Here is a 20,537-nt window from a genome sequence, read left to right on the forward strand (position 1 = left end):
TTAGAACGACGTCCGCTTCTCACGAAGAACGTCTCGCTACATCGAAAGTTTAGTGTTCCGAGCCAGTGACAGGTTCAATGCCCGACTGCCAGAGATGGCAGTTCACGACGCCTTGCGCCATGCTTCCACCTCTCGATTTGTCGTATTTCGGCATGTTTCTTGGTCCCGAGGCGGTATCGAGAGATGCAGCTCTGCAACAGGTGCGCAGCAAAACGCGGCGCACCTGAATTATGACGTAGTATCAGTCTCTTACATTTGCCAGAGAAGGCGCAGGGAAGCCCTGATTTGGTGGACGTGGCGCCAATTTGGCCGCATTTGCCAGTGCTTGTGCCTTCTCCGAGGCCGCTCCTCCCGCGGCGACTTGCCATCAGAACAATCCGTTCCGGTCGTCGCCCTGTGCTGACCGGGATTGGTGCGATTCTGCCGTCAGAATGAAGGAATACAATGCGTAAGCTTCTCGTCGCTCTCACCTTGCTGTCGGCCTCCCTCTCGACCGCAGCGTTCGCCCAGCAAGGGCGCGGCACGGACGCCGAGCAGAAGGCCTGCTCGCGCGATGTGCAGAAGCTCTGCCGTCCGGTCATCGACCAGGGTGATTTCACCATCCTGGCCTGCCTCAAGGAGAACCGGGCCAAGATCTCTCAGGCCTGCGACCAGGTCCTGAAGAACCACAACCAGTAAGCTCGGCCACTGGCCCACAAAAGGCGGCCCCGGGGCCGCCTTTTCGGACCTGATCCGCAAAGGGCAGCCATCGAGAGACAGGATTGGTTTTGCGGCCGTATTCCCCTATATGGGGGCCGCGGCGGCATCGCCCGCACGGGCTCGCGCGAGCGAAAAAGCCCTTCCTGTCCAAACGATTGTAGACCAGCCCTCGATGACCTCTGCGAGCGAATTGCGATCCGGCAAGGGTGAGCGCGACGAGAATTTTCCCGTCGCGTCCTGGATCATTCATCCGCGTCATCGCGCGCTGATCCTGGCGTATTACAATTTCGTCCGCACCGCCGACGACATCGCCGACCACGCCACGCTGCCGCCGGACGAGAAGCTCGCTTATCTCGACCTGCTCGAGGCGGAATTGCTCGGCAAAGGCGACACCCAGGCCGAGGCCGTCAGCCTGCGGCACGCACTGGCCGAACGCGGCATGGCGCCGCGCCACGCGCTCGACGTGCTCATCGCGTTCCGTATGGACGTGACCAAGTTGCGCTACGAGAATTGGGACGAGGTCATCCATTATTGCCGCTACTCGGCGATGCCGGTCGGCCGCTTCATGCTCGACGTCCATGGTGAGAGCACCTCGACCTGGGCCGCGTCAGATGCGCTCTGCGCAGCGCTGCAGATCAACAACCACCTCCAGGATTGCGGCAAGGATTTCCGCGAGCTCAACCGCGTCTATCTGCCGCGCGATGCGCTGGCCGCGAGTGGCGCCTCGGTCGAGCAGCTCGGACTGGCGCAGTCGCCACCGGCGATGCTGGCCTGCCTTCAGGCTCTCGCCGTCCGCAACGAAGCGCTGCTCGCCGAGGGCAGGTCGCTAGCTGCGGAGATCCGGGATTTCCGCCTCGGCGTCGAGGTCTCGGTGATCCAGGCCTATGCCGACCGCATCGTGCGCCTGTTGAAGGTGCGCGATCCCCTGCGCGAGCGCGTGCACCTGAACAAGCTCGAGCTCCTCACCTTCAGCCTCGCCGGCATGATCGGCGAAGTCGGCCGCCGCACGGTCGGACGCAAGGCCATTTCCAGACCGGGGACTGCACATGACGCTTGAGGCGACCTCGCCCGGCGCCAATTATGGCTCGACCGCATCCGGCAGTTCGTTCTACGCCGCGATGCGCATCCTGCCGCACGACCAGCGTGAAGCGATGTTCCAGATCTACAGCTTCTGCCGCCAGGTCGACGACATCGCCGATTCCGATGGCCCGCGCGACGAACGGCTCGCCGCCCTTCAGGCGTGGCGCAACGACATCGATGCGCTCTACCAGGGCAATCCGCCGCCGCGGCTGAAGGACTACGTCACCTCGGTGAAGACCTTCGGCCTCAAGCGCGAGGATTTCCTCGCCATCGTCGACGGCATGGAGATGGACGTGCCGCAGGACATCCGCGCGCCCGACATGGCGACGCTGGATCTCTACTGCGATCGCGTCGCGAGCGCCGTAGGGCGGCTGTCGGTCCGGGTCTTCGGCTTGCCAGACGAAGACGGCATCGAGCTCGCCCATCATCTCGGCCGCGCGCTCCAGCTCACCAACATCCTGCGCGACATCGACGAGGACGCGGGCCTCGGCCGGCTCTATCTGCCGCGCGAAGCGCTGCTGCATGCCGGCATCACCTCCAACGATCCGGACCGCGTGATCGTCGAGCGCGCGCTGCCGAAGGTCTGCCTGCCACTGGCGCAGCGCGCAAAGGTGTATTTCGAGAAGTCGGACGAGATCATGAACCGCAACCGGCGCCGCGCGGTGCGCGCGCCGCGGATGATGTCGAAATACTATCATGCCATTCTGGATCTCCTGATCGCGCGCGGGTTCAACGCGCCGCGCGAGCCGGTGCGTGTGTCGAAGATCACACGTATCGCCATCCTGCTCCGATACGCTCTCATCTGATGCAAAAAACAGCTCACATCATTGGCGCTGGAATCTCCGGCCTCTCCGTCGCCGTGCGACTTGCCAATGCCGGCTTCAAGGTCGCCGTGCACGAAGCGACGCAGCAGGCCGGCGGCCGTTGCCGTTCCTATTACGACGGCGCCACCAATCTCACCATCGACAACGGCAACCATCTGCTGCTGTCCGGCAATAGCCATGCGCGCGCCTATGCGCGTTCGATCGGGACCGAGGCGGGCCTCGTCGGTCCGGAGCGCGCGCAGTTTCCCTTCGTCGATCTCAAGACCGGGCAGCGCTGGCAGATCGACCTCGGCGACGGCCGGCTCCCGACCTGGGTGCTCGACGAGAGCCGCCGCGTCCCCGACACTGGGCTGACCGATTATCTGAAGCTGGCGCCGCTGATCTGGGCATCGGAAGAGACGCTGGTCGGCAAGTCAATTCCGTGCGAAGGCGTTCTCTATCAGCGCCTGGTGCAGCCTCTGCTGCTCGCGGCCCTCAACGTCGATCCACCCGAAGGCTCGGCGGGGCTTGCCGGCGCGATCGTGCGCGAGACGCTGCTCGCCGGCGGGCAGGCCTGCCGTCCCCTGATCGCGCGCGACGGGCTCAGCGCGGTACTGATCGAGCCCGCCGTGACGTTCCTGCAGGGGCGCGGGCACAGCGTTCAGCTCGGCCATGAGCTGCGCTCGTTTGCGACCCATGACGGCAAGGTCGGCGCGCTGAATTTCGGCGGCGAGGATGTGATCCAGATCAGCGAAGGCGACGTCGTCGTGATGGCGGTGCCGCCGCGCGCTGCCTCCAACCTGCTGCCGGGCCTGAAGACGCCGACCGAATTCCGCGCCATCGTGAATGCGCATTTCCGCGTCGAGCCGCCGGCGGGATCGGCACCGATCCTCGGCGTGATCGGCGGCGTCGTGGAATGGCTGTTTTCGTTCCCGAACCGGCTGTCCGTCACCATCAGCAACGGCGACCGTCTGGTCGACATGCCGCGCGAGGAACTCGCGCAGGCGATCTGGAACGACGTCTGCAAGGCGGGCGGTGTTTCCGGCGAGCTGCCCCCTTGGCAGATCGTGCGCGAGCGCCGTGCCACATTTGCGGCGACGCCGGCGCAGAATGCCCTGCGTCCAGGGCCGGTCACTGCGCTGAAAAACCTGTTTCTTGCAGGCGATTGGACTGCTACGGGATTGCCTGCAACCATCGAGGGATCGGTCCGATCCGGTGATCGCGCCGCCGATCTGGTTCTGGCCGCCAAGGGATAGTGACAGGCGGCCCTGACGGGCATTTGTCCCAGTCAATTTCGGCCCATTCAATCGACTATCGGAGCAATCGAGCGAGATGGATTCCGTGAACGCGACCAGCCGCGAAGCCCAAGAATTCAGGAACTTGGAATCGAGCATTGCGTCGGCCACCGAAGGCGTCCTCGGCTTCCAGCAACCCGACGGCCATTGGGTGTTCGAGCTCGAGGCAGATTGCACGATTCCGGCCGAATACGTCCTGCTGCGCCATTATCTCGCCGAGCCGGTCGATGCCGTGCTCGAAGCCAAGATCGCCAATTATCTTCGCCGCGTGCAGGGCGCCCATGGCGGCTGGCCGCTGGTGCATGACGGCGAGTTCGACATGAGCGCCAGCGTCAAGGCGTATTTCGCGCTGAAGATGATCGGGGATTCCATCGACGCGCCGCACATGGTGCGTGCGCGCGAGGCGATCCATTCCCGCGGCGGCGCCATTCACAGCAATGTCTTCACGCGCTTCATGCTTGCGATGTTTCGCGTCGTGACCTGGCGCGCGGTACCGGTGCTGCCGATCGAGATCGTGCTGCTGCCGTTCTGGTCGCCGTTCCACATCAACAAGATCTCCTACTGGGCGCGCACCACCATGGTGCCGCTGATGGTCATCGCCGCGCTGAAGCCACGGGCGAAGAATCCCAAGGGCGTCGGCATCGACGAGCTGTTCCTGCAGGATCCGCGCTCGATCGGCATGACCGCCAAGGCGCCGCACCAGAGCATGGCCTGGTTCGTGCTGTTCCGCGCGCTCGACGGCATTTTGCGCGTGGTCGAGCCGATGTTTCCCAAGAGCCTGCGCAAACGCGCCATCGACGCGGCGCTCGCCTTCACCGAGGAGCGGCTGAACGGCGAGGACGGCATGGGCGCGATCTATCCGCCGATGGCCAACATCGTCATGATGTACGACGCGCTCGGCAAGGACGAGAACTTCCCGCCGCGCGCGATCACGCGCCGGGGCATCGACAAGCTGCTCGTGATCAAGGACGACGAAGCCTATTGCCAGCCCTGCGTCTCGCCGGTGTGGGACACGACGCTGACCGCCCACGCGCTGCTCGAAGCCGGCGGCGACAAGGCGGTGCCGGCCGCCAAGCAGGGTCTCGACTGGCTGATCCCGAAGCAGGAGCTCGAGGTGAAGGGCGACTGGGCGGTGAAGCGGCCCGACGTACGCCCGGGCGGCTGGGCCTTCCAGTACAACAATGCCCATTATCCCGATCTCGACGACACCGCGGTGGTCGTGATGTCGATGGACCGGATGCGCCGGGAGCACGGTGCGACCGGCTATGACGCCGCGATCGACCGTGCCCGGGAGTGGATCGAGGGCATGCAGAGCGACGACGGCGGCTGGGCCGCCTTCGACGTCAACAACCTCGAATATTATCTGAACAACATCCCGTTCTCCGACCACGGCGCGCTGCTCGATCCGCCGACCGAGGACGTCACCGCGCGCTGCATCTCGATGCTGGCCCAGCTCGGCGAGACCGCGGAGACCAGCAAGCATGTCGCGGACGGGATCGCCTACCTCCGCAAGACCCAGCACCCGGAAGGGTCCTGGTACGGCCGCTGGGGCATGAACTTCATCTACGGAACCTGGTCGGTGCTGTGCGCCCTCAACATGGCCGGCGTCCGCCATGACGACCCGATGATGCGGAAAGCGGCCGGCTGGCTGGCCTCGATCCAGAACCAGGACGGCGGCTGGGGCGAGGATGCCGTCAGCTACCGGCTGGACTATCGGGGATGGGAGGCCGCCCCCTCGACCGCCTCGCAAACGGCATGGGCCTTGCTTGCCTTGATGGCTGCTGGCGAGGTTGATCACCCGGCCGTCGCCCGCGGGGTGGAGTACCTGATTGCAACACAGAACGAAAAAGGACTGTGGGACGAACAGCGGTACACCGCCACAGGCTTTCCCCGTGTATTCTATCTACGGTACCATGGTTATCCGAAGTTCTTCCCGCTGTGGGCGTTGGCGCGGTATCGGAACTTGCGGAACACCAACAGCAGGGTGGTAGGGGTCGGAATGTGACTTTGGGGACGGGGGACTATCTTACCGCGGGTCAAACCGTTGATCCGCGGCCGATATTGATCGTGACTGGACTGGTTCAGGAGGCCCGCATCGCGGCCGGGCCTGGCATGGCGGTCATCTGTTCGTCGAGCAGCCCCACCCAGTTGCGGGCGCTGTTGACGGTGCTGGATCCCGAGACGATTCGCGGTGTGATCTCCTTCGGCGTGGCCGGCGGGCTCGACCCGACGCTGCGCTCCGGCGACGTCGTGCTGGCGACCGAGGTGCTCGCGGGCGATACCCGCTGGGCCGCTGGCCTCTCGCTCGGCGACGACCTCATCGACCGCCTGACGTCGGGGCGCCGCCGCGTTGTGCGCGGCAGCCTCGCGGGTGCCGAGGAAGTGGTCACGGGGCGCTCCTGCAAGGCGGCGCTGCATTCGGAGACGGGAGCGGCCGCCGTCGACATGGAAAGCCACATCGCGGCGGCCTACGCCGCCGAGGCCGGCTTGCCGTTCGCCGCGGTCCGCGTCATCAGCGATCCCGCCCATCGCGCGCTGCCGGCGCTCGCCCGCGCCGCCATCAAGCCGAATGGCCAGATCGACGTGCTGGCCGTGCTGCGCGGCATCGCGCGCAACCCGACTGCGCTGCACGGACTGGTCTCGACCGGCCTCGACTTCAACCGCGCGCTACGCAGCCTGCGCGGCTGCCGCGACTTCCTGATCGGCACCGAACTGGTCGACAGCGAGGCGCTGGTCTCCGAGGCGGCCTGAGCGGGTTCTGCGATCACTAAAAACAAAAGGCCCGGTCGCCATTGGCGATCGGGCCTTTTCTTGTTGGTGGGACTAGCGCGCTTACGCGGCGGTCGACGCCTTCCGTGCGGCCTTCTCCTGTGCGGCGGCGGCCTCGTCCTTGCGGATCTCCGACAGGCGCTTCTGCACTTCCGCGGAGAAGATGTACTGCGCAGGACGCTGCTTGGACATGTCGATCTCCGGCGCCATCGGACCCGTGGTCCTGATGCCGCGCAGCGACACCCACATCGCCTTCAGCGGGTTGTTGATGGCGGCGGTCGCCGCCGTCGGCTCGTAGCCGCAATGGGCCATACAGTCGGCGCACTTCTCGTACTTGCCGGTGCCGTAGGTCTCCCAGTCGGTGGTGTCCATCAGCTCCTTGAAGGTTTTTGCATAGCCTTCACCGAGCAAATAGCAGGGCTTCTGCCAGCCGAAGATGTTGCGCGCGGGCATGCCCCAGGGCGTGCACTCGTATTCCTGGTTGCCGGCGAGGAAGTCCAGGAACAGGCCGGAATGCATGAAATTCCACTTCTTGCCCTTGCCCATCGCAAAGACGTCGCGGAACAGCTTCTTGGTCTTGGTGCGGTTGAGGAAGTGCTCCTGGTCCGGCGCGCGCTCATAGGCGTAGCCCGGCGACATCGAGACGCCGACGCCGAGCTCGACGGTCAGGTCGAGGAATTTGGCGATCTCTTCGGCCGGGTGGCCGTCGAAGATGGTGGCGTTGACGTTGACGGTGAAGCCGCGGGCCTTGGCCGCCTTGATCGCGGAGACGGCGCGGTCGAACACGCCCTTCTGCGACACGGCCTTGTCGTGGTGCTCCTTCAGGCCGTCGAGATGCACGGAGAAGAACAGGTAGGGCGAGGGCTCGAACAGATCGAGCTTCTTCTCGAGCAACAGCGCGTTGGTGCAGAGCGAGACGAACTTCTTGCGCGCGACGAGGCCGCGCACGATCTCGCCGATCTCCTTGTGGATCAGCGGCTCGCCGCCGGGAATGGCGACCATAGGCGCACCGCACTCGTCGGCCGCGTCCCAGCACTCCTGCGCCGTCATGCGGCGGTTGAGGATCGCATCCGGATAATCGATCTTGCCGCAGCCGACGCAGGCGAGGTTGCAGCGAAACAGCGGTTCCAGCATCAGCACGAGCGGATAGCGCTTGCGGCCAAGCAGCTTCTGCTTGATCAAATAGCCGCCGATACGCATTTCCTTGAAGAAGGGGATAGCCATTACAAGTTTCTTTCTGGGCTTGAAATTCGGGTGGGTCAGCTCGCAGCCAGTTCGGCCGGAAGCCGGAATTCGATGTTTTCCTCGCGGCCCGGGAGCACCGAGACCTTGACCGGTCCGATCCGCCGCATTGCTTCGATCACGTCATCCACGAGTACCTCGGGCGCCGAAGCGCCAGCCGTGACACCGACGGTTCTGGCATCTTTCAACCACTCCGGATTGAGCGCGCTGCCGTCGGCAATCAGATAACTCGCGACACCGGCCTCAGTGCCGATTTCGCGGAGCCGGTTCGAATTCGAGCTATTGGCAGCGCCCACCACCAAGATCACGTCGACCAGCTTGCTCAAGTCCCTTACCGCAGATTGGCGGTTCTGTGTCGCATAGCAGATATCCCGGATATCCGGGCCTTGAATATCTGTAAAGCGGGCCTGCAGGGCCGAAATGATGTCCTTTGTGTCATCCACCGACAGGGTGGTCTGGGTGATATAGGCCACTGGCGTATCCGCCGGCAGCTCAAGGGCCTTAACCTCTTCAACGCTTTGGACCAGCAGTACGGGGGCGGGAACCTGGCCCATCGTACCCTCGACCTCGGGGTGGCCGGCATGGCCGATCAGGATCAGGGTGCGGCCCCTGGCGATGTAGCGCTTCCCCTGATTGTGAACTTTCGTGACCAAGGGGCAGGTGGCATTGAGCACCGGAAGGTCGCGCGCGGCCGCTTCTTCCTCGACGCTGCGGGCGACGCCATGAGCGCTGAAGACCGTCACCGCCTTCGGCGGCACCTCCGACAGTTCCTCGACGAAGATCGCGCCCTTGTTCTTCAGGCTCTCGACGACGTACTTGTTGTGCACGATCTCATGGCGCACGTAGACGGGCGGGCCGTACTTCTCCAGCGCCCGTTCCACGATCTCGATCGCACGCACTACCCCCGCGCAAAAGCCGCGCGGTTGCGCCAGATAAACTTCCATTGGACGGCCATCACGCAAGTTGCACCAATCCGCTCTCAAGTTCAGGGGACACCCCGATACGAACCAATGAGTTGCAATATCCGCACCATCGGTTCGGCGCACGCGGTAGCCGCCCACCCCTGCCGGGGCCCCGGTGCATGGAGGTGCAGTACTTTGTGTCAAAAAATCGGCAGTAAGGAAAGGTGGAATGAACTTTGGTTCCCTGCCGGATCAGTTTGGCGGTATTATAGTAGAGGGTGCCCATGGCAGCAACGTGGCGACATTTGTGCGCACGCTTCGTCACTTTCCCGCCTCAACTCCTCGGCTATACCGATGGCCCGCATGATTATGCCATGGTCTTCCGCCGTTTACCTCGAAGCTTCTGACGGCGATAACCACTCAAAACAGCAATAGGTTTCGGCCGGGAACTCCGTTAAATAGCGGGCGTTTCCGGCAAGCTGTTAACCGCAGAAAGAAAAGTAGTGCTGCAAAGCGTCGTCGTTGCCATCGTCAGGGCCTGCACCCGGTTTGCCTCCCCCGTCGTCGTTCTCGGGCTCCTGCTGGCGGTGGGGGCGGGCTATTACACGTCCCAGCATTTCGCCATCAACACCGACATCAACTCGCTGATTGCCCAAAATCTGGACTGGCGCCAACGCGACCAGCAGTTCGATCGCGCCTTCGACCGCGATGCGACGATTACGGCGGTGGTCGAAGCCAAGACGCCGGAGATGGCGACCGCGGCGTCGGACGCGCTCTATGCCAAGCTGAAGGACAACAAGACCGAATTCCAGTCGATGCAGCAGCTCGGCACCGGCGAGTTCTTCGAGAAGAATGGTCTGTTGTTCCTGCCGACAGAGGAAGTTGCCAAGGTCACCGGCCAGTTCGAATCCGCAGCACCCCTGATCGAGATCATGGCGGGCGATCCCTCGATCCGCGGCCTGACCGGCGCGCTCGAGACGGGACTTGCCGGCGTCAAGCGCGGGCAGGTCAAGCTCGACAACACCGAACGGCCCTTCAACCAGATCGCGCAAACGGTCGAGACCGTGCTCAACAAGGGCAATGCGACGTTCTCCTGGCGCCAGCTCGTCAGTGACGAGCCGCTGACGGATTCGGACAAGCGCGCCTTCATCGAGTTCAAGCCGATCCTCGACTACAACGCGCTTGAGCCCGGCAAGGGCGCAACCGACGCGATCCGCAAGGCCGCAGCCGATCTGGATTTTGCCACCAAATATCAAGCGCGAGTCCGGCTGACCGGGCCGGTCCCGATCGCCAACGAGGAATATGCAACCGTCCAGGAAGGCGCCGTCGTCAATGGCATCGGCACGGTCCTCGTCGTGCTGCTCATCCTGTGGCTGGCGCTGCATTCGGCGAAGATCATCTTCGCGGTGTTCGTCAATCTCTTCGTCGGTCTTGCGCTGACCACCGCCGCCGGCCTGATGATGGTGGGCTCGCTCAATTTGCTGTCGATCGCATTCGCCGTGCTGTTCGTCGGCCTCGGCGTCGATTTCGGCATCCAGTACAGCGTCCGCTATCGCTCCGAGCGCTACAAGCACAACGATCTCTCGGGTGCGCTGATCCTGGCCGCCAAGCGCTCGGCAATTCCGTTGTCGCTGGCGGCAATGGCGACCGCGGCTGGCTTCCTCTGCTTCATCCCCACGGACTACAAGGGTATCGCCGAACTCGGCCAGATCGCCGGCGTCGGCATGCTGGTCGCGTTCCTCACTAGCATCACCGTGCTCCCGGCGATGCTGAAGCTGTTGAACCCGCCCGGTGAGAAAGAGCCGGTCGGCTATGCCTTCCTGGCGCCGCTCGATCACTTCCTGGAGAAGCACCGCGTGCTGGTCGTCGGTGGCACCATGTTTCTGGCGGTCGCCGGCCTGCCGCTGCTCTATTTCATGAAGTTCGACTTCAACCCGATGAATCTGCGCAACCCGAAGGCAGAGTCGATCGCGACCTTCCTCGACTTGCGCAAGGATCCCAACACGGGCGCCAATGCCATCAACGTGATGACCACGTCGGAAGAGCAGGCAAGGCAGGTGGAGGCGAAGCTGGAGAAGGTGCCGGAGGTGTTGCGGGTGATGTCGCTCAACAGCTTCGTTCCTGAAGACCAGCCGCCGAAGCTGAAGCTGCTCGCGCAGGGCGCCAAGGTGCTGAACCCCGCGCTCAATCCCGACCAGATCGACGCCGCGCCGTCGGACAAGGAAAACGTCGATGCGCTGAAATCGTCGGTCGACAATCTGCGCCGGACCGCAGGCGATGCGAAGGGCCCGGGTGCGGTTGCCTCGCGTCGGCTCGCGGATGCGCTGGAAAAGCTCGCCAATGCCGATGAAGCCACACGGAACAAGGCGCAGGACGTGTTCGTCGCGCCGATGAAGATCGTGTTCGACCAGCTCCGGAACGCGTTGCAGGCCGAGCCGGTCACCCTGAAGTCATTGCCGGCAGATCTCGTCAGCGCCTGGAAGAGCAAGGACGGTATCATCCGCGTCGAGGCGCTGCCGAAGGGTGATCCCAACGACAACGACACGCTACGCAAATTTGCGGCGGCGGTGCTCGTTGCCGAGCCGACCGCGATCGGCGGTCCGGTCTCGATCCTGAAATCCGGCGACACCGTGGTGAAGGCGTTCATCCATGCCGGAATCTATGCGCTGCTGGTGATCGGCCTATTACTGTGGATCACGCTGCGCCGGTTCGTCGACGTGTTGATGACGCTGGTGCCGCTGTTGGTGGCAGGCGCGGTCACGCTCGAGATCTGCGTGCTGATCGGCTTGCCGCTCAACTTCGCCAATATCGTCGCGTTCCCGCTGCTGCTCGGCGTCGGCGTGGCCTTCAAGATCTACTATGTCGTGGCCTGGCGCTCGGGCAGGACAAACCTGCTCCAGACCAGCCTGACGCGCGCGATCTTTTTCAGCGCGCTGACAACGGCCACCGCGTTCGGCAGCCTTTGGCTGTCGAGCCATCCCGGCACGTCCAGCATGGGCAAGCTGCTGGCGTTGTCGCTGGTGACGACGCTCGCCGCCGTGCTGCTGTTTCAGCCTGCCCTAATGGGCAAACCCCGCAATCTCAGGGAGTAGGCAGATGTCGCCGACCTGGTCGGCGGCGCCCTTCTGACCGGGTTTGGCGGTGCCGGCGGCCTTCGGGGCTGCGGGCGCAGGCTGCGCCACCGTAGCGCCGGTCGTTCCCGGGGCTTTCGGCGCCGCGCCGGTGGGCTTCGGCGCACCCTTGGCCATGGCGTTGGCGGAGCTCAAGGGAATCGGGGGGCTGACCCGGGTCCAGGTCTCGCCACCGCACAGGAACCCCATCACGCAGCCCTTGATCTCGAGCTGGTCGGTGCCAACCGGCGTGATGGTTGCGCTGTAGAGCTGGCCGTCCTTGGCATTGTAGACCTGACCTTCCCATTGATCGGCGCCGGGCTTTTTCTTCATGTCGATCAGGGTCGCCATGCCCAGCGTGGGCCGGGTCTTTTTCGACGCGTCCGGATTGTTCTCGTCGCGGCCCCCGGGCTGTTTTTCCCAGGAAACCGCGCCCCACATGCTGCCATTGCATTGGGCGACACGAATGTTAGCGACGCCGTCGGCAACCCGCCAGTCGCCGGTCGGATCGGCCGCGAGCGCCGGGTTCAGGCAGGTGTAACCGCCAGCCAGGATTAGTCCGGTGTAAAGGGCTAAACGCATGATAGTTCCTTGGCAGTGCAACATGGTCTAAAGCTCTGCTTGCGAAGATGGTCCGAAAAAGGGCAAAAGGCCGCACAGACCGTTTTCAGCGACGTTCCGTTTTCAGTTGACGAGACGGCCCTCAACCGAAGTATGTAGCGGATGCACAGCCCAAATCCAGACATGTCTCAGCTGTTCGCGGACCGCCAGGCCCAGCGCAGCGCCCTGCATAATCGGCATCTGAACGAGCAGTTCGTTCGGGTTCTGAAGACCATCGGCTACGATGTCGGCTTCCAGAAGGGGCAGGGACAGTATCTCTACGACCGCGACGGGGCGCGCTATCTCGACCTCTTGTCCGGTTTTGGCGTGTTTGCGATCGGGCGCAATCATCCTGTCATGCGCGAGGCGCTCAAGAGCGTGCTCGATGCCGACCTGCCCAACCTCGTCCAGTTCGACGTCTCGGTGCTCGCCGGCGTGCTCGCCGAGCGGCTCCTGAAATACGTCCCCTATCTTGATAAGGCGTTCTTCGCCAATTCCGGCGCCGAATGCGTCGAAGCGGCGATCAAGTTCGCCCGCGGCGCCACCGGTCGTCCGGGGATCGTCTATTGTGCCCACGGCTATCACGGCCTGACCTATGGCGCGCTGTCGCTGACCGGTGATTCGAACTTCCGCACCGGCTTCGAGCCGCTGCTGCCGGGATGCACTTCGATCCCGTTCAACGATCTCGCCGCGCTCGAAAAGGCGCTGGCCTCGCGCGAGGTGGCGGCCTTCGTCGTCGAGCCAATCCAGGGCAAGGGCGTCAACATGCCCACCGACGAGTTCCTGCCGGGTGCAGCTGCGCTCTGCAAGAAATACGGCACGCTGTTCGTCGCCGACGAGATCCAGACCGGCATGGGCCGCACCGGCCGCTTCCTCGCGGTCGAGCACTGGAACGTCGAGCCCGACATGGTGCTGCTGTCGAAGTCGCTGTCCGGCGGCCATGTGCCGGTCGGCGCGGTGCTGACGCGCAAAAGCATCTTCGACAAGATATTCAACCAGATGGACCGCGCCGTCGTGCACGGCTCGACCTTCTCCAAGAACGACCTGGCGATGGCTGCGGGCATCGCCACGCTTGACATCATGGAGTCCGAGAAGCTGATCGAGTCCGCCGCCAAGCGCGGTGCCGAGCTGCGCCTCGCGCTCACGCGCATGGTGCCCGGCTACGAGCTGTTGAAGGAGGTCCGCGGCAAGGGCCTGATGATCGGCGTCGAGTTCGGTCCGCCGAAATCGCTGCGGCTGCGGGCGTCCTGGAACGTGCTGGAGGCAGCCAACAAGGGTCTGTTCTGCCAGCTCATCACCGTGCCGCTGTTCAAGGACCACAAGATCCTCACGCAAGTCGCCGGCCATGGCAGCCACACCATCAAGCTGTTGCCGCCGCTCACCATCACCGAGGAAGATTGCGGCTGGATCGAGCGCGCCTTCGACGACGTCATCGCCGGCAGCCACAAGGTCCCCGGCGCGATCTGGTCGCTCGGCAAGACGCTGGTGGACAATGCGGTGCGAAGGTCTGCGTAAGGCCTCTGCTGCGGCCTGATGTCGCGACGTGCGACCTGCTGAAGCAGTCCGTCTCCCGAAATTCCAAATCGACGCTTATTTTCCGGCATTGACCTGACCGGGAGAGGAGTGGGCGATGCCTTTGACTGGCGGCTGTCATTGCGGCGCCATCCGCTATGAAGTGAACGGCGACATGATGGTGCATGCGCTCTGCCATTGCGCGGATTGCCGCCGTCACTCCGGGGCACCGATGGTGGGCTGGGCGATGTATTCGCTCAAAGCCGTCAAAGTCGTGCGCGGTCAGCCGAAGATCTATCGATCATCCGAGCATGGACGACGTCACTTCTGTGCCGATTGCGGCACGGGGCTGTTCTATATCAACGAAAACCTGATGCCTGATATCATCGATGTCCAGAGCGGCACCTATGATGACCCCGATGCCATACCGGCGACGATGCACATTCAAGTCGCCGAGCGGATTGGCTGGATGGAGCGGGCTCACGAACTGCCCGTCTTCGAACGGTTTCCTCCGCTCGAATGACTGGATGCGCAGAGGCTAACCGTTCATCGCCGCCTCGAACTTGTCGACGAATTCGGCAAGCTCGTCTGCGCCGAGATCGCTGACGGCCCAGAAGCTCAGGCCGCGATTGCCCCAGCGCCGGCAGTTGAAGCCCTGCATGGTTTCGGTCTTGGGCGCGCGGTATTCCGCGTTCGATGTCTGCGACACGAACAGATTGACGACGTGCTGCCGGCGCTTGTAGACGACGGCACCGATGGCACGGGCGTCGATATAGTCGAGCCTGCCGCCGACCAGCGTAAAACCTTGCGTGGTGAGGTCGATCACGGGTGGGGCGACGTCGAGCTTGCCGTTGAACCACGGCTTCACCGTGTGCTGGTCGGTCGAGACCACGTCGATGAGATGGCCGGCCTGCAGCGAGCGAAGATGCGCGGAGACGACCTCCGACAGGATCCGCTGCTGGTCGTCCTGGCGCAGCACCAATGCGACGACGCCGGAGGCGGCGAGCGCGGAGACTGCCGAGCCCATCGCAAAGCCGCGCAGCACGGAGCGGCGGCTCGGCTGTTGATGCTGCGGCTGCGGCAGCGAGGCCTCGATACGCGCACGCAGGCTCGCCGGTGCGGTGTAGCGCAAATCGGCGTCTGCGAGCACGCGCTGCATCTCGCGCTGCGCGGCGAACTCCGCAGCGCAGGCCGGGCAGCCGGCGATATGGGCTTCGACCTCGCGCGCGTGGCCGGCATCGAGCTCGTTGTCGAGCAGCGCGTGAAGCAGGATTCTTGCTTCGTCGCAGGTCATCTTGCTTGCTCCTCATCCGCCGTCCAGGCCGCGCGCAGCATGGCACGGGCGCGGGCGAGGCGGGACATCACAGTGCCGACGGGCACGCCGGCGGCCTCGGCGATTTCACGATAGGATAGGTTGTTGATCTCCCGCAGCACGAACGTTTCCTTGAACGGCTCGGCGAGCGCGTCGATCAGCTTGCGGATCGCGCCCGCATCGCGGCTGCGCAGCACTTCGGTTTCGGGGCTGGCCTCGGTCTCGTGCCAGATCGGCGTCTGCTCGGCAGCGCCGGGCGTATCCTCGATCGCGCTGTGCCTGTGTGCGCGCCGTGCATATTCGGCATTGCAGACGTTACGCAGGATCGCGAACAGCCAAGGCTTTATCGCCGGCCCGCGATAGCTGTCGAAATGCTTCAGCGCGCGCAGATAGCACTCCTGCACCGCGTCCTCGGCATCGGAGGGGTCACGCAAGAGATAGCGCGCGAGCGTGTAGACGTCGTCGAGATGGGGCAGCGCCGCCTCGCGGAAGCGTTGCGCCTTCTGCAAATCGTCGTTGGCGGGCATCGCTCCTCGCTTTGCCTCTTGTTCTGCTCGTTGCTTGGTTTCGTCGCTGTTCGTCTCGTCCCTATTCGTTTCGTCCCTGAGTGTGACCGAAGGCACACGGGCCCGGCCGGTGTGGGACCACCGGCCGGGCAAGACGTTGATGCCTTGGTTCGAGGTGTTACTCAACCTTGATCATCCCCGTCATGTGCGGGTGCAGAGAACAAAAATATTTGTAGTCGCCCGCATTGGTGAAGGTGAACGAGAACTTGTCGTCAGTGTCCAGGGTCTTGGACCTGAACTTCCCGGCCGACACCACGGTGTGGGGGATGTCGTCCCGGTTGGTCCAGGTCACGGTGGTGCCGACCTTGATCCTGAGCTCGGCCGGCTGGAAGACGAAATTGTCGATATGCACCTCCATGTCCTCGGCACGGGCGGTTGTGGCGGTTAACAGCATGGCCGCGGCCAAAGCGAGACCGGAGGCGACACCGAAGTCGCGGCGATTGAGAGTCTTCATTGTCAGCTTCCGTTAGCCTTGCATCAACCCTGGAGCGGCGTGTCGATGATCGCGAGCCGCTGCTCGTTCTGCTTGAAGTTGATGCTGGCAACGCCAAGCATCGCGCGGAGCTTTGCGTCCTCGACCTTCATCGGTCCGGGCGAAGGAGCCGCCCCGGGCGCGGGCTGCGGGAAGGCGGTCGAACGTGCTGTATGGAACGTGACGTTACCCTCGACCTTCTGCATCACCTGGTGAATGTGGCCGTTCAGCACGGTGACCGAACCAAAGCCTTTCACCTGGTCCAGCGCGCGAGCACCGTCCTCGGTGCCCCAGCCCCATTCGGGGTAGACGGTCCAGAGCGGAATGTGGGCGAACAGCACGATCGGCGTCGATTTCGACTTGCCGCGCAGATCGTCCTCGAGCCAGGCGAGCTGCTCGGCACCGAGATTGCCGAGGCCGCCGGCCTTGAGGTCGACGACATTGACGAGGCCGATGAAGTGCACGCCGCCGGCGTCGAACGAATACCAGCCTGCGCCCTTGGTACCGCGGCCGTAGCGCTCGCGATAAAACTTCACGTCCTCGTCGAGGAAATCATGCTCGCCGGGCACGTAGTGCACGTCGAGCTTGCTCTGCGAGATGATGCGATCGGCATTGTCGAACTCGGCGGCCTTGGAGAGATGCGTGATGTCGCCAGTGTGGATCATGAAGGACGGCTTGACCGGCATCGCGTTGATCTTGTTGACGGCTTCCTCCAGCGTGCCGAGCGCGTTGGGATTGGCCGGCTTGTCGAAGCCGACATGGCTGTCGCTGATCTGGAGGAAGGTCATTCCGGGCGCCGCCGCGGTCGCAGCCTGCGCGGAATCGATGATGCCGAGCGAGCGCGGGACGCCACCGGTGACGGTCCAGAGCACCCCGGTGCCCGCCCAGGTCATACATTCCAACACCTTGCGGCGGCTTAAGCCGTCCTCACCGTGATCGTGTCCGCTCATCGCGCAGCTCCACTCCGCCCGGAATTGGGCTTCGGAGATGTGATTGGGAGAGGAGGGGACTTATTCCCGGACGCGATGACGTTTTCGTGAGGTGGTTGGACGCGTAGCCCGTATGGAGCGTAGCGGAACACGGGACCAGACTTACAATACTCCCTGGATTTCGCTACGCCCGATCAAAGCTACGCATTCACTTTGCATCCTCCAAAATCATCGTCGCGCCTTTCTCGGCGATCATCGCGGTCGGCGTGTTGGTGTTGCCAGACGTGATGGTCGGCATGATCGAGGCATCGACAATGCGAAGGCTGCCGAGACCGTAGAAGCGCAGGCGTTCGTCGACCACCGCCATCGGATCATTTGCTGCGCCCATCTTCGCGGTACCGACGGGATGGAAGATGGTGGTGCCGATGTCGCCGGCGGCCTTGGCCAGAGAGGCATCGTCGTCGCCGACGGCGGGGCCGGGCAGATATTCGCTTGGGCGGTATTTTGCCAAGGCCTTCTGCTGCATCAGGCGGCGGGTGGTGCGGATGGCATCGGCGCCGACCTGACGATCGTCGTCCGTTGAAAGATAATTCGGCGCGATGATGGGCTTCTCGTCCGGCGCCGCCGAACGCAGACGTACGGTGCCACGCGATGTCGGCTGGAGATTGCAGGCGCTCACCGTGATCGCGGGAAAGCGGTGCAGGGGATCGCCGAACTTGTCGAGCGACAGCGGTTGCACGTGGAACTGGATGTTGGCGCGTGCGCGCGTCGCATCGGAGCGGGTGAAGATGCCGAGCTGCGACGGCGCCATGGTCAACGGCCCGCGGCGGCGGAAGGCGTAGTCAAGGCCCATCAGGCCGCGTCGAACCAGGTTGTAGTAGGTCTCGTTCAGTGTGCGCACGCCTTCGACCTTGTAGATCGCGCGCTGCTGCAGATGATCCTGCAGATTGCGGCCGACGCCGGGCTTGTCCATCACGATGTCGATGCCGAGCGGCGACAGCCAGTCGGCAGGTCCGATGCCGGAGCGATGCAGCACCTGTACCGAACCAATCGCGCCTGCCGAGAGGACCACCTCGCGTTTCGCACGCACCTCGATGATCTCGCCGTTCTGGATGAAGCGAACGCCGACGGCGCGGCCCTGTTCGATGATCAGACGATCGACCAGCACATGCTTTTCGAGCCGCAGGTTCGGGCGGTTCAATACCGGCTTGAGAAAGCCGCGCGCCGACGACCAGCGCCGGCCGCGCTTCTGATTGACGTGGAAATAGCTGGTGCCTTCGTTGTCGCCGGTATTGAAATCCGGGATGCGCTTGATGCCCATCTCCTCAGCCGCATCGCCCACGGCATCCAGTATGTCCCAGGACAGCCGCGGCGCCTCGATGCGCCAGCCGCCGCCGGCGCCGTGATGCTCGCTCGCGCCGAGGAAGTGATCCTCGAGCCGTTTGAACAGCGGCAGCACGTCGTCATAACCCCAGCCGGTCATGCCGAGCTGGCGCCAGTGATCGTAATCGGCGGCCTGTCCACGCATCGAGATCATGGCGTTGATCGCCGAAGAACCGCCGATCACCTTGCCACGGGGATAGGCAAGCGAGCGGCCGTTCAGGCCGGGCTCGGCCTCGGTCCTGAACATCCAGTCCGAGCGCGGATTGCCGATGGCGAAGAGATAGCCGACGGGAATGTGGAACCAGATCCAGTTGTCGTCGCCGCCGGCTTCGAGGAGGAGGACGCGATTGCTGGAATCGGCCGACAGCCGGTTGGCGAGGATGCAGCCCGCCGTGCCGGCCCCAACGACAATGTAGTCAAACTCACCTTCGAGCCGCCTTGGCATTCTGCTTCCACCCAACAGGCGTCATGCCCGGGCTGTCCGGGGCATCCACGCGCTTTCCGTTCTAATAGTCAGACGTGGATGGCCGGGACAAGTCCGGCCATGCCTGTGAGTCGGGGCTACACCCCGATCCCCGCCAGTTGGGTGGACTGGTGCTTGCATGGTAGACAGGCCTGCATTTTCAACAAAGCTTGAGACCCTCCATGCCCATCGTGAACCGCGTCGCCGACCTTCAACCCGATATTCAGGCCTGGCGCCGGGACATCCACCAGCATCCGGAGCTGCTCTATGACGTCCACCGCACCGCAGCATTCGTCGCAGACCGCCTGCGCGAATTCGGTTGCGATCAGGTCGTGACGGGGATCGGCCAGACCGGCGTGGTCGGCGTGATCAAGGGCAGCAAGCCGGCCGGCGAGGGCCTCAAGGCCATCGGCCTGCGTGCCGACATGGATGCGCTGCCGGTCGAGGAACAGACCAACGTGCCTTACGCTTCGAAGACCCCGGGCAAGATGCACGCCTGCGGCCATGACGGCCACACCGCGATGCTGCTCGGTGCTGCGCGTTATCTCGCCGAGACCCGCAACTTCGCCGGCGATGCCGTGGTGATCTTCCAGCCGGCCGAGGAGGGTGGCGCGGGTGGCTTGGCCATGGTCAAGGACGGCATGATGGAGCGCTTCGGCATCGAGCAGGTCTACGGCATGCACAACGGTCCGGGCATTCCGGTGGGCTCGTTCGCGATCCGGCCGGGTCCGATCATGGCGGCGACCGATGAGGTCGATATCATGATCGAGGGCCTCGGCGGCCATGCCGCGCGGCCGCACAAATGTGTGGATTCCGTTCTGGTCGGTGCACAGGTGATCACGGCGCTGCAGTCGATCGTTGCGCGCAGCGTCGATCCGCTGGAATCGGCCGTGATTTCGATCTGCGAGTTCCACGCAGGCAATGCCCGTAACGTGATTCCACAAACCGCGACACTGAGGGGCACCATCCGCACGCTGTCGCCGGAGGTGCGCAAGCTGGTGGAGAAGCGCGTCCACGAGGTTGTGGCGGGCGTGGCGCAGATCACCGGCGCCAAGATCGATCTGCACTACAAGCGGAATTATCCCGTGGTGAACAATCACGCCGCGGAGACCGAGATCGCACGTCGCATCGCGGGGCAAGTTGCGGGCGAGGCCAATGTGCTCGAGATGTCGCCGCTGATGGGCGGCGAGGATTTCGCCTATATGCTGGAAGCGCGCCCCGGCGCCTTCATCTTCTGCGGCAACGGCGACAGCGCCGGCCTGCATCACCCCGCCTACAATTTCGACGACGACGCCATCGTTTACGGCACATCGTATTGGGTTAAGCTGGTCGAGGAATCGCTCGCGGCATCGTAAGGCCAAGCGCAAGATCAAGCCGAAAGCACAAACGAAAAAGGGCCC

At 63.9% G+C, this 20,537-nt stretch carries 18 protein-coding genes; 10 read left to right on the plus strand and 8 right to left on the minus strand.

The genetic code is table 11. From position 1 onward, the window contains the following. Positions 1–444: 444 nt before the first annotated feature. The 6 genes from AC0L3B_RS01570 (at position 445) to AC0L3B_RS01595 (ending at position 6,628) form a co-directional block, all read left to right on the plus strand. Positions 445–678 (plus strand): hypothetical protein, encoded by a 234-nt coding sequence (locus AC0L3B_RS01570; protein WP_007593627.1) that lies wholly within the window; start codon positions 445–447, stop codon positions 676–678. Positions 679–871: 193 nt separating this feature from the next. Further along, positions 872–1,756, plus strand: coding sequence for a squalene synthase HpnC (gene hpnC, locus AC0L3B_RS01575; RefSeq protein WP_247300192.1), 885 nt, complete (start codon positions 872–874; stop codon positions 1,754–1,756). After that, the gene (gene hpnD / locus AC0L3B_RS01580; protein ID WP_473379935.1) at positions 1,746–2,585 is read left to right on the plus strand and encodes a presqualene diphosphate synthase HpnD; all 840 of its coding nucleotides are present in this window, start codon (positions 1,746–1,748) and stop codon (positions 2,583–2,585) included. The genes hpnC and hpnD overlap by 11 nt, the downstream gene beginning before the upstream one ends. Then, positions 2,585–3,838, plus strand: coding sequence for a hydroxysqualene dehydroxylase HpnE (gene hpnE, locus AC0L3B_RS01585; RefSeq protein ID WP_018456922.1), 1,254 nt, complete (start codon positions 2,585–2,587; stop codon positions 3,836–3,838). The genes hpnD and hpnE overlap by 1 nt, the downstream gene beginning before the upstream one ends. A 76-nt stretch (positions 3,839–3,914) precedes the next feature. Further along, on the plus strand, positions 3,915–5,882 hold the full coding sequence (gene shc, locus AC0L3B_RS01590) for a squalene--hopene cyclase (protein ID WP_018456921.1): 1,968 nt from the start codon (positions 3,915–3,917) through the stop codon (positions 5,880–5,882). Beyond that, complete coding sequence (locus AC0L3B_RS01595) at positions 5,879–6,628, plus strand: phosphorylase (RefSeq protein ID WP_026233265.1); 750 nt, start codon at positions 5,879–5,881, stop codon at positions 6,626–6,628. Before shc ends, AC0L3B_RS01595 begins: the two co-directional genes overlap by 4 nt. 81 nt (positions 6,629–6,709) lie before the next feature. On the opposite strand, the gene hpnH is transcribed toward AC0L3B_RS01595, so the two are convergent. Together hpnH and ispH are read right to left on the minus strand one after the other, a co-directional pair. Continuing rightward, the gene (gene hpnH / locus AC0L3B_RS01600; RefSeq protein ID WP_007593619.1) at positions 6,710–7,870 is read right to left on the minus strand and encodes an adenosyl-hopene transferase HpnH; all 1,161 of its coding nucleotides are present in this window, start codon (positions 7,868–7,870) and stop codon (positions 6,710–6,712) included. 35 nt (positions 7,871–7,905) lie between these two features. After that, positions 7,906–8,832 carry a 4-hydroxy-3-methylbut-2-enyl diphosphate reductase gene (gene ispH / locus AC0L3B_RS01605; protein WP_035993095.1) on the minus strand — a complete coding sequence of 309 codons (927 nt, stop codon included), beginning with the start codon at positions 8,830–8,832 and terminating at the stop codon, positions 7,906–7,908. Positions 8,833–9,293: 461 nt separating this feature from the next. On the opposite strand from ispH, the gene hpnN reads away from it, so the two are divergent. Further along, positions 9,294–11,882: a hopanoid transporter HpnN gene (gene hpnN, locus AC0L3B_RS01610; RefSeq protein ID WP_473379936.1), complete on the plus strand. Its 2,589-nt coding sequence runs from the start codon at positions 9,294–9,296 to the stop codon at positions 11,880–11,882. On the opposite strand, the gene AC0L3B_RS01615 is transcribed toward hpnN, so the two are convergent. Beyond that, on the minus strand, positions 11,850–12,482 hold the full coding sequence (locus AC0L3B_RS01615; RefSeq protein ID WP_204510664.1) for a DUF2147 domain-containing protein: 633 nt from the start codon (positions 12,480–12,482) through the stop codon (positions 11,850–11,852). The two genes, hpnN and AC0L3B_RS01615, sit on opposite strands and share 33 nt — an antisense overlap. A 141-nt stretch (positions 12,483–12,623) precedes the next feature. Here AC0L3B_RS01615 and hpnO point away from each other — a divergent pair, with 141 nt between their 5' ends. Together hpnO and AC0L3B_RS01625 are read left to right on the plus strand one after the other, a co-directional pair. After that, positions 12,624–14,015 (plus strand): aminobacteriohopanetriol synthase HpnO, encoded by a 1,392-nt coding sequence (gene hpnO / locus AC0L3B_RS01620; protein ID WP_026233264.1) that lies wholly within the window; start codon positions 12,624–12,626, stop codon positions 14,013–14,015. A gap of 115 nt (positions 14,016–14,130) precedes the next feature. Then, positions 14,131–14,535 carry a GFA family protein gene (locus tag AC0L3B_RS01625; protein WP_018456915.1) on the plus strand — a complete coding sequence of 135 codons (405 nt, stop codon included), beginning with the start codon at positions 14,131–14,133 and terminating at the stop codon, positions 14,533–14,535. A gap of 15 nt (positions 14,536–14,550) precedes the next feature. Here the strand turns inward: AC0L3B_RS01625 and AC0L3B_RS01630 are convergent, their stop codons facing one another. The 5 genes from AC0L3B_RS01630 to AC0L3B_RS01650 all read right to left on the minus strand — a co-directional run bounded on the left by AC0L3B_RS01630 (position 14,551) and on the right by AC0L3B_RS01650 (position 19,119). Beyond that, on the minus strand, positions 14,551–15,306 hold the full coding sequence (locus AC0L3B_RS01630; RefSeq protein WP_473379937.1) for an anti-sigma factor family protein: 756 nt from the start codon (positions 15,304–15,306) through the stop codon (positions 14,551–14,553). Then, positions 15,303–15,851 carry a sigma-70 family RNA polymerase sigma factor gene (locus AC0L3B_RS01635; RefSeq protein WP_473379938.1) on the minus strand — a complete coding sequence of 183 codons (549 nt, stop codon included), beginning with the start codon at positions 15,849–15,851 and terminating at the stop codon, positions 15,303–15,305. The genes AC0L3B_RS01630 and AC0L3B_RS01635 overlap by 4 nt, the downstream gene beginning before the upstream one ends. A gap of 157 nt (positions 15,852–16,008) precedes the next feature. Continuing rightward, positions 16,009–16,344, minus strand: coding sequence for a cupredoxin domain-containing protein (locus AC0L3B_RS01640; protein WP_247371058.1), 336 nt, complete (start codon positions 16,342–16,344; stop codon positions 16,009–16,011). 23 nt (positions 16,345–16,367) lie between these two features. Next, positions 16,368–17,312, minus strand: a complete 945-nt coding sequence (locus AC0L3B_RS01645; RefSeq protein WP_247371055.1) for a metallophosphoesterase family protein — start codon at positions 17,310–17,312, stop codon at positions 16,368–16,370. 187 nt (positions 17,313–17,499) lie between these two features. Continuing rightward, on the minus strand, positions 17,500–19,119 hold the full coding sequence (locus AC0L3B_RS01650) for a GMC family oxidoreductase (protein WP_473379939.1): 1,620 nt from the start codon (positions 19,117–19,119) through the stop codon (positions 17,500–17,502). 200 nt (positions 19,120–19,319) lie between these two features. Between AC0L3B_RS01650 and AC0L3B_RS01655 the strand changes: the two genes are divergently transcribed. Next, the gene (locus AC0L3B_RS01655) at positions 19,320–20,492 is read left to right on the plus strand and encodes a M20 aminoacylase family protein (RefSeq protein WP_473379940.1); all 1,173 of its coding nucleotides are present in this window, start codon (positions 19,320–19,322) and stop codon (positions 20,490–20,492) included. The last annotated feature ends 45 nt before the right edge of the window (positions 20,493–20,537 follow it).

Source organism: Bradyrhizobium sp. Kon56, assembly GCF_055807635.1.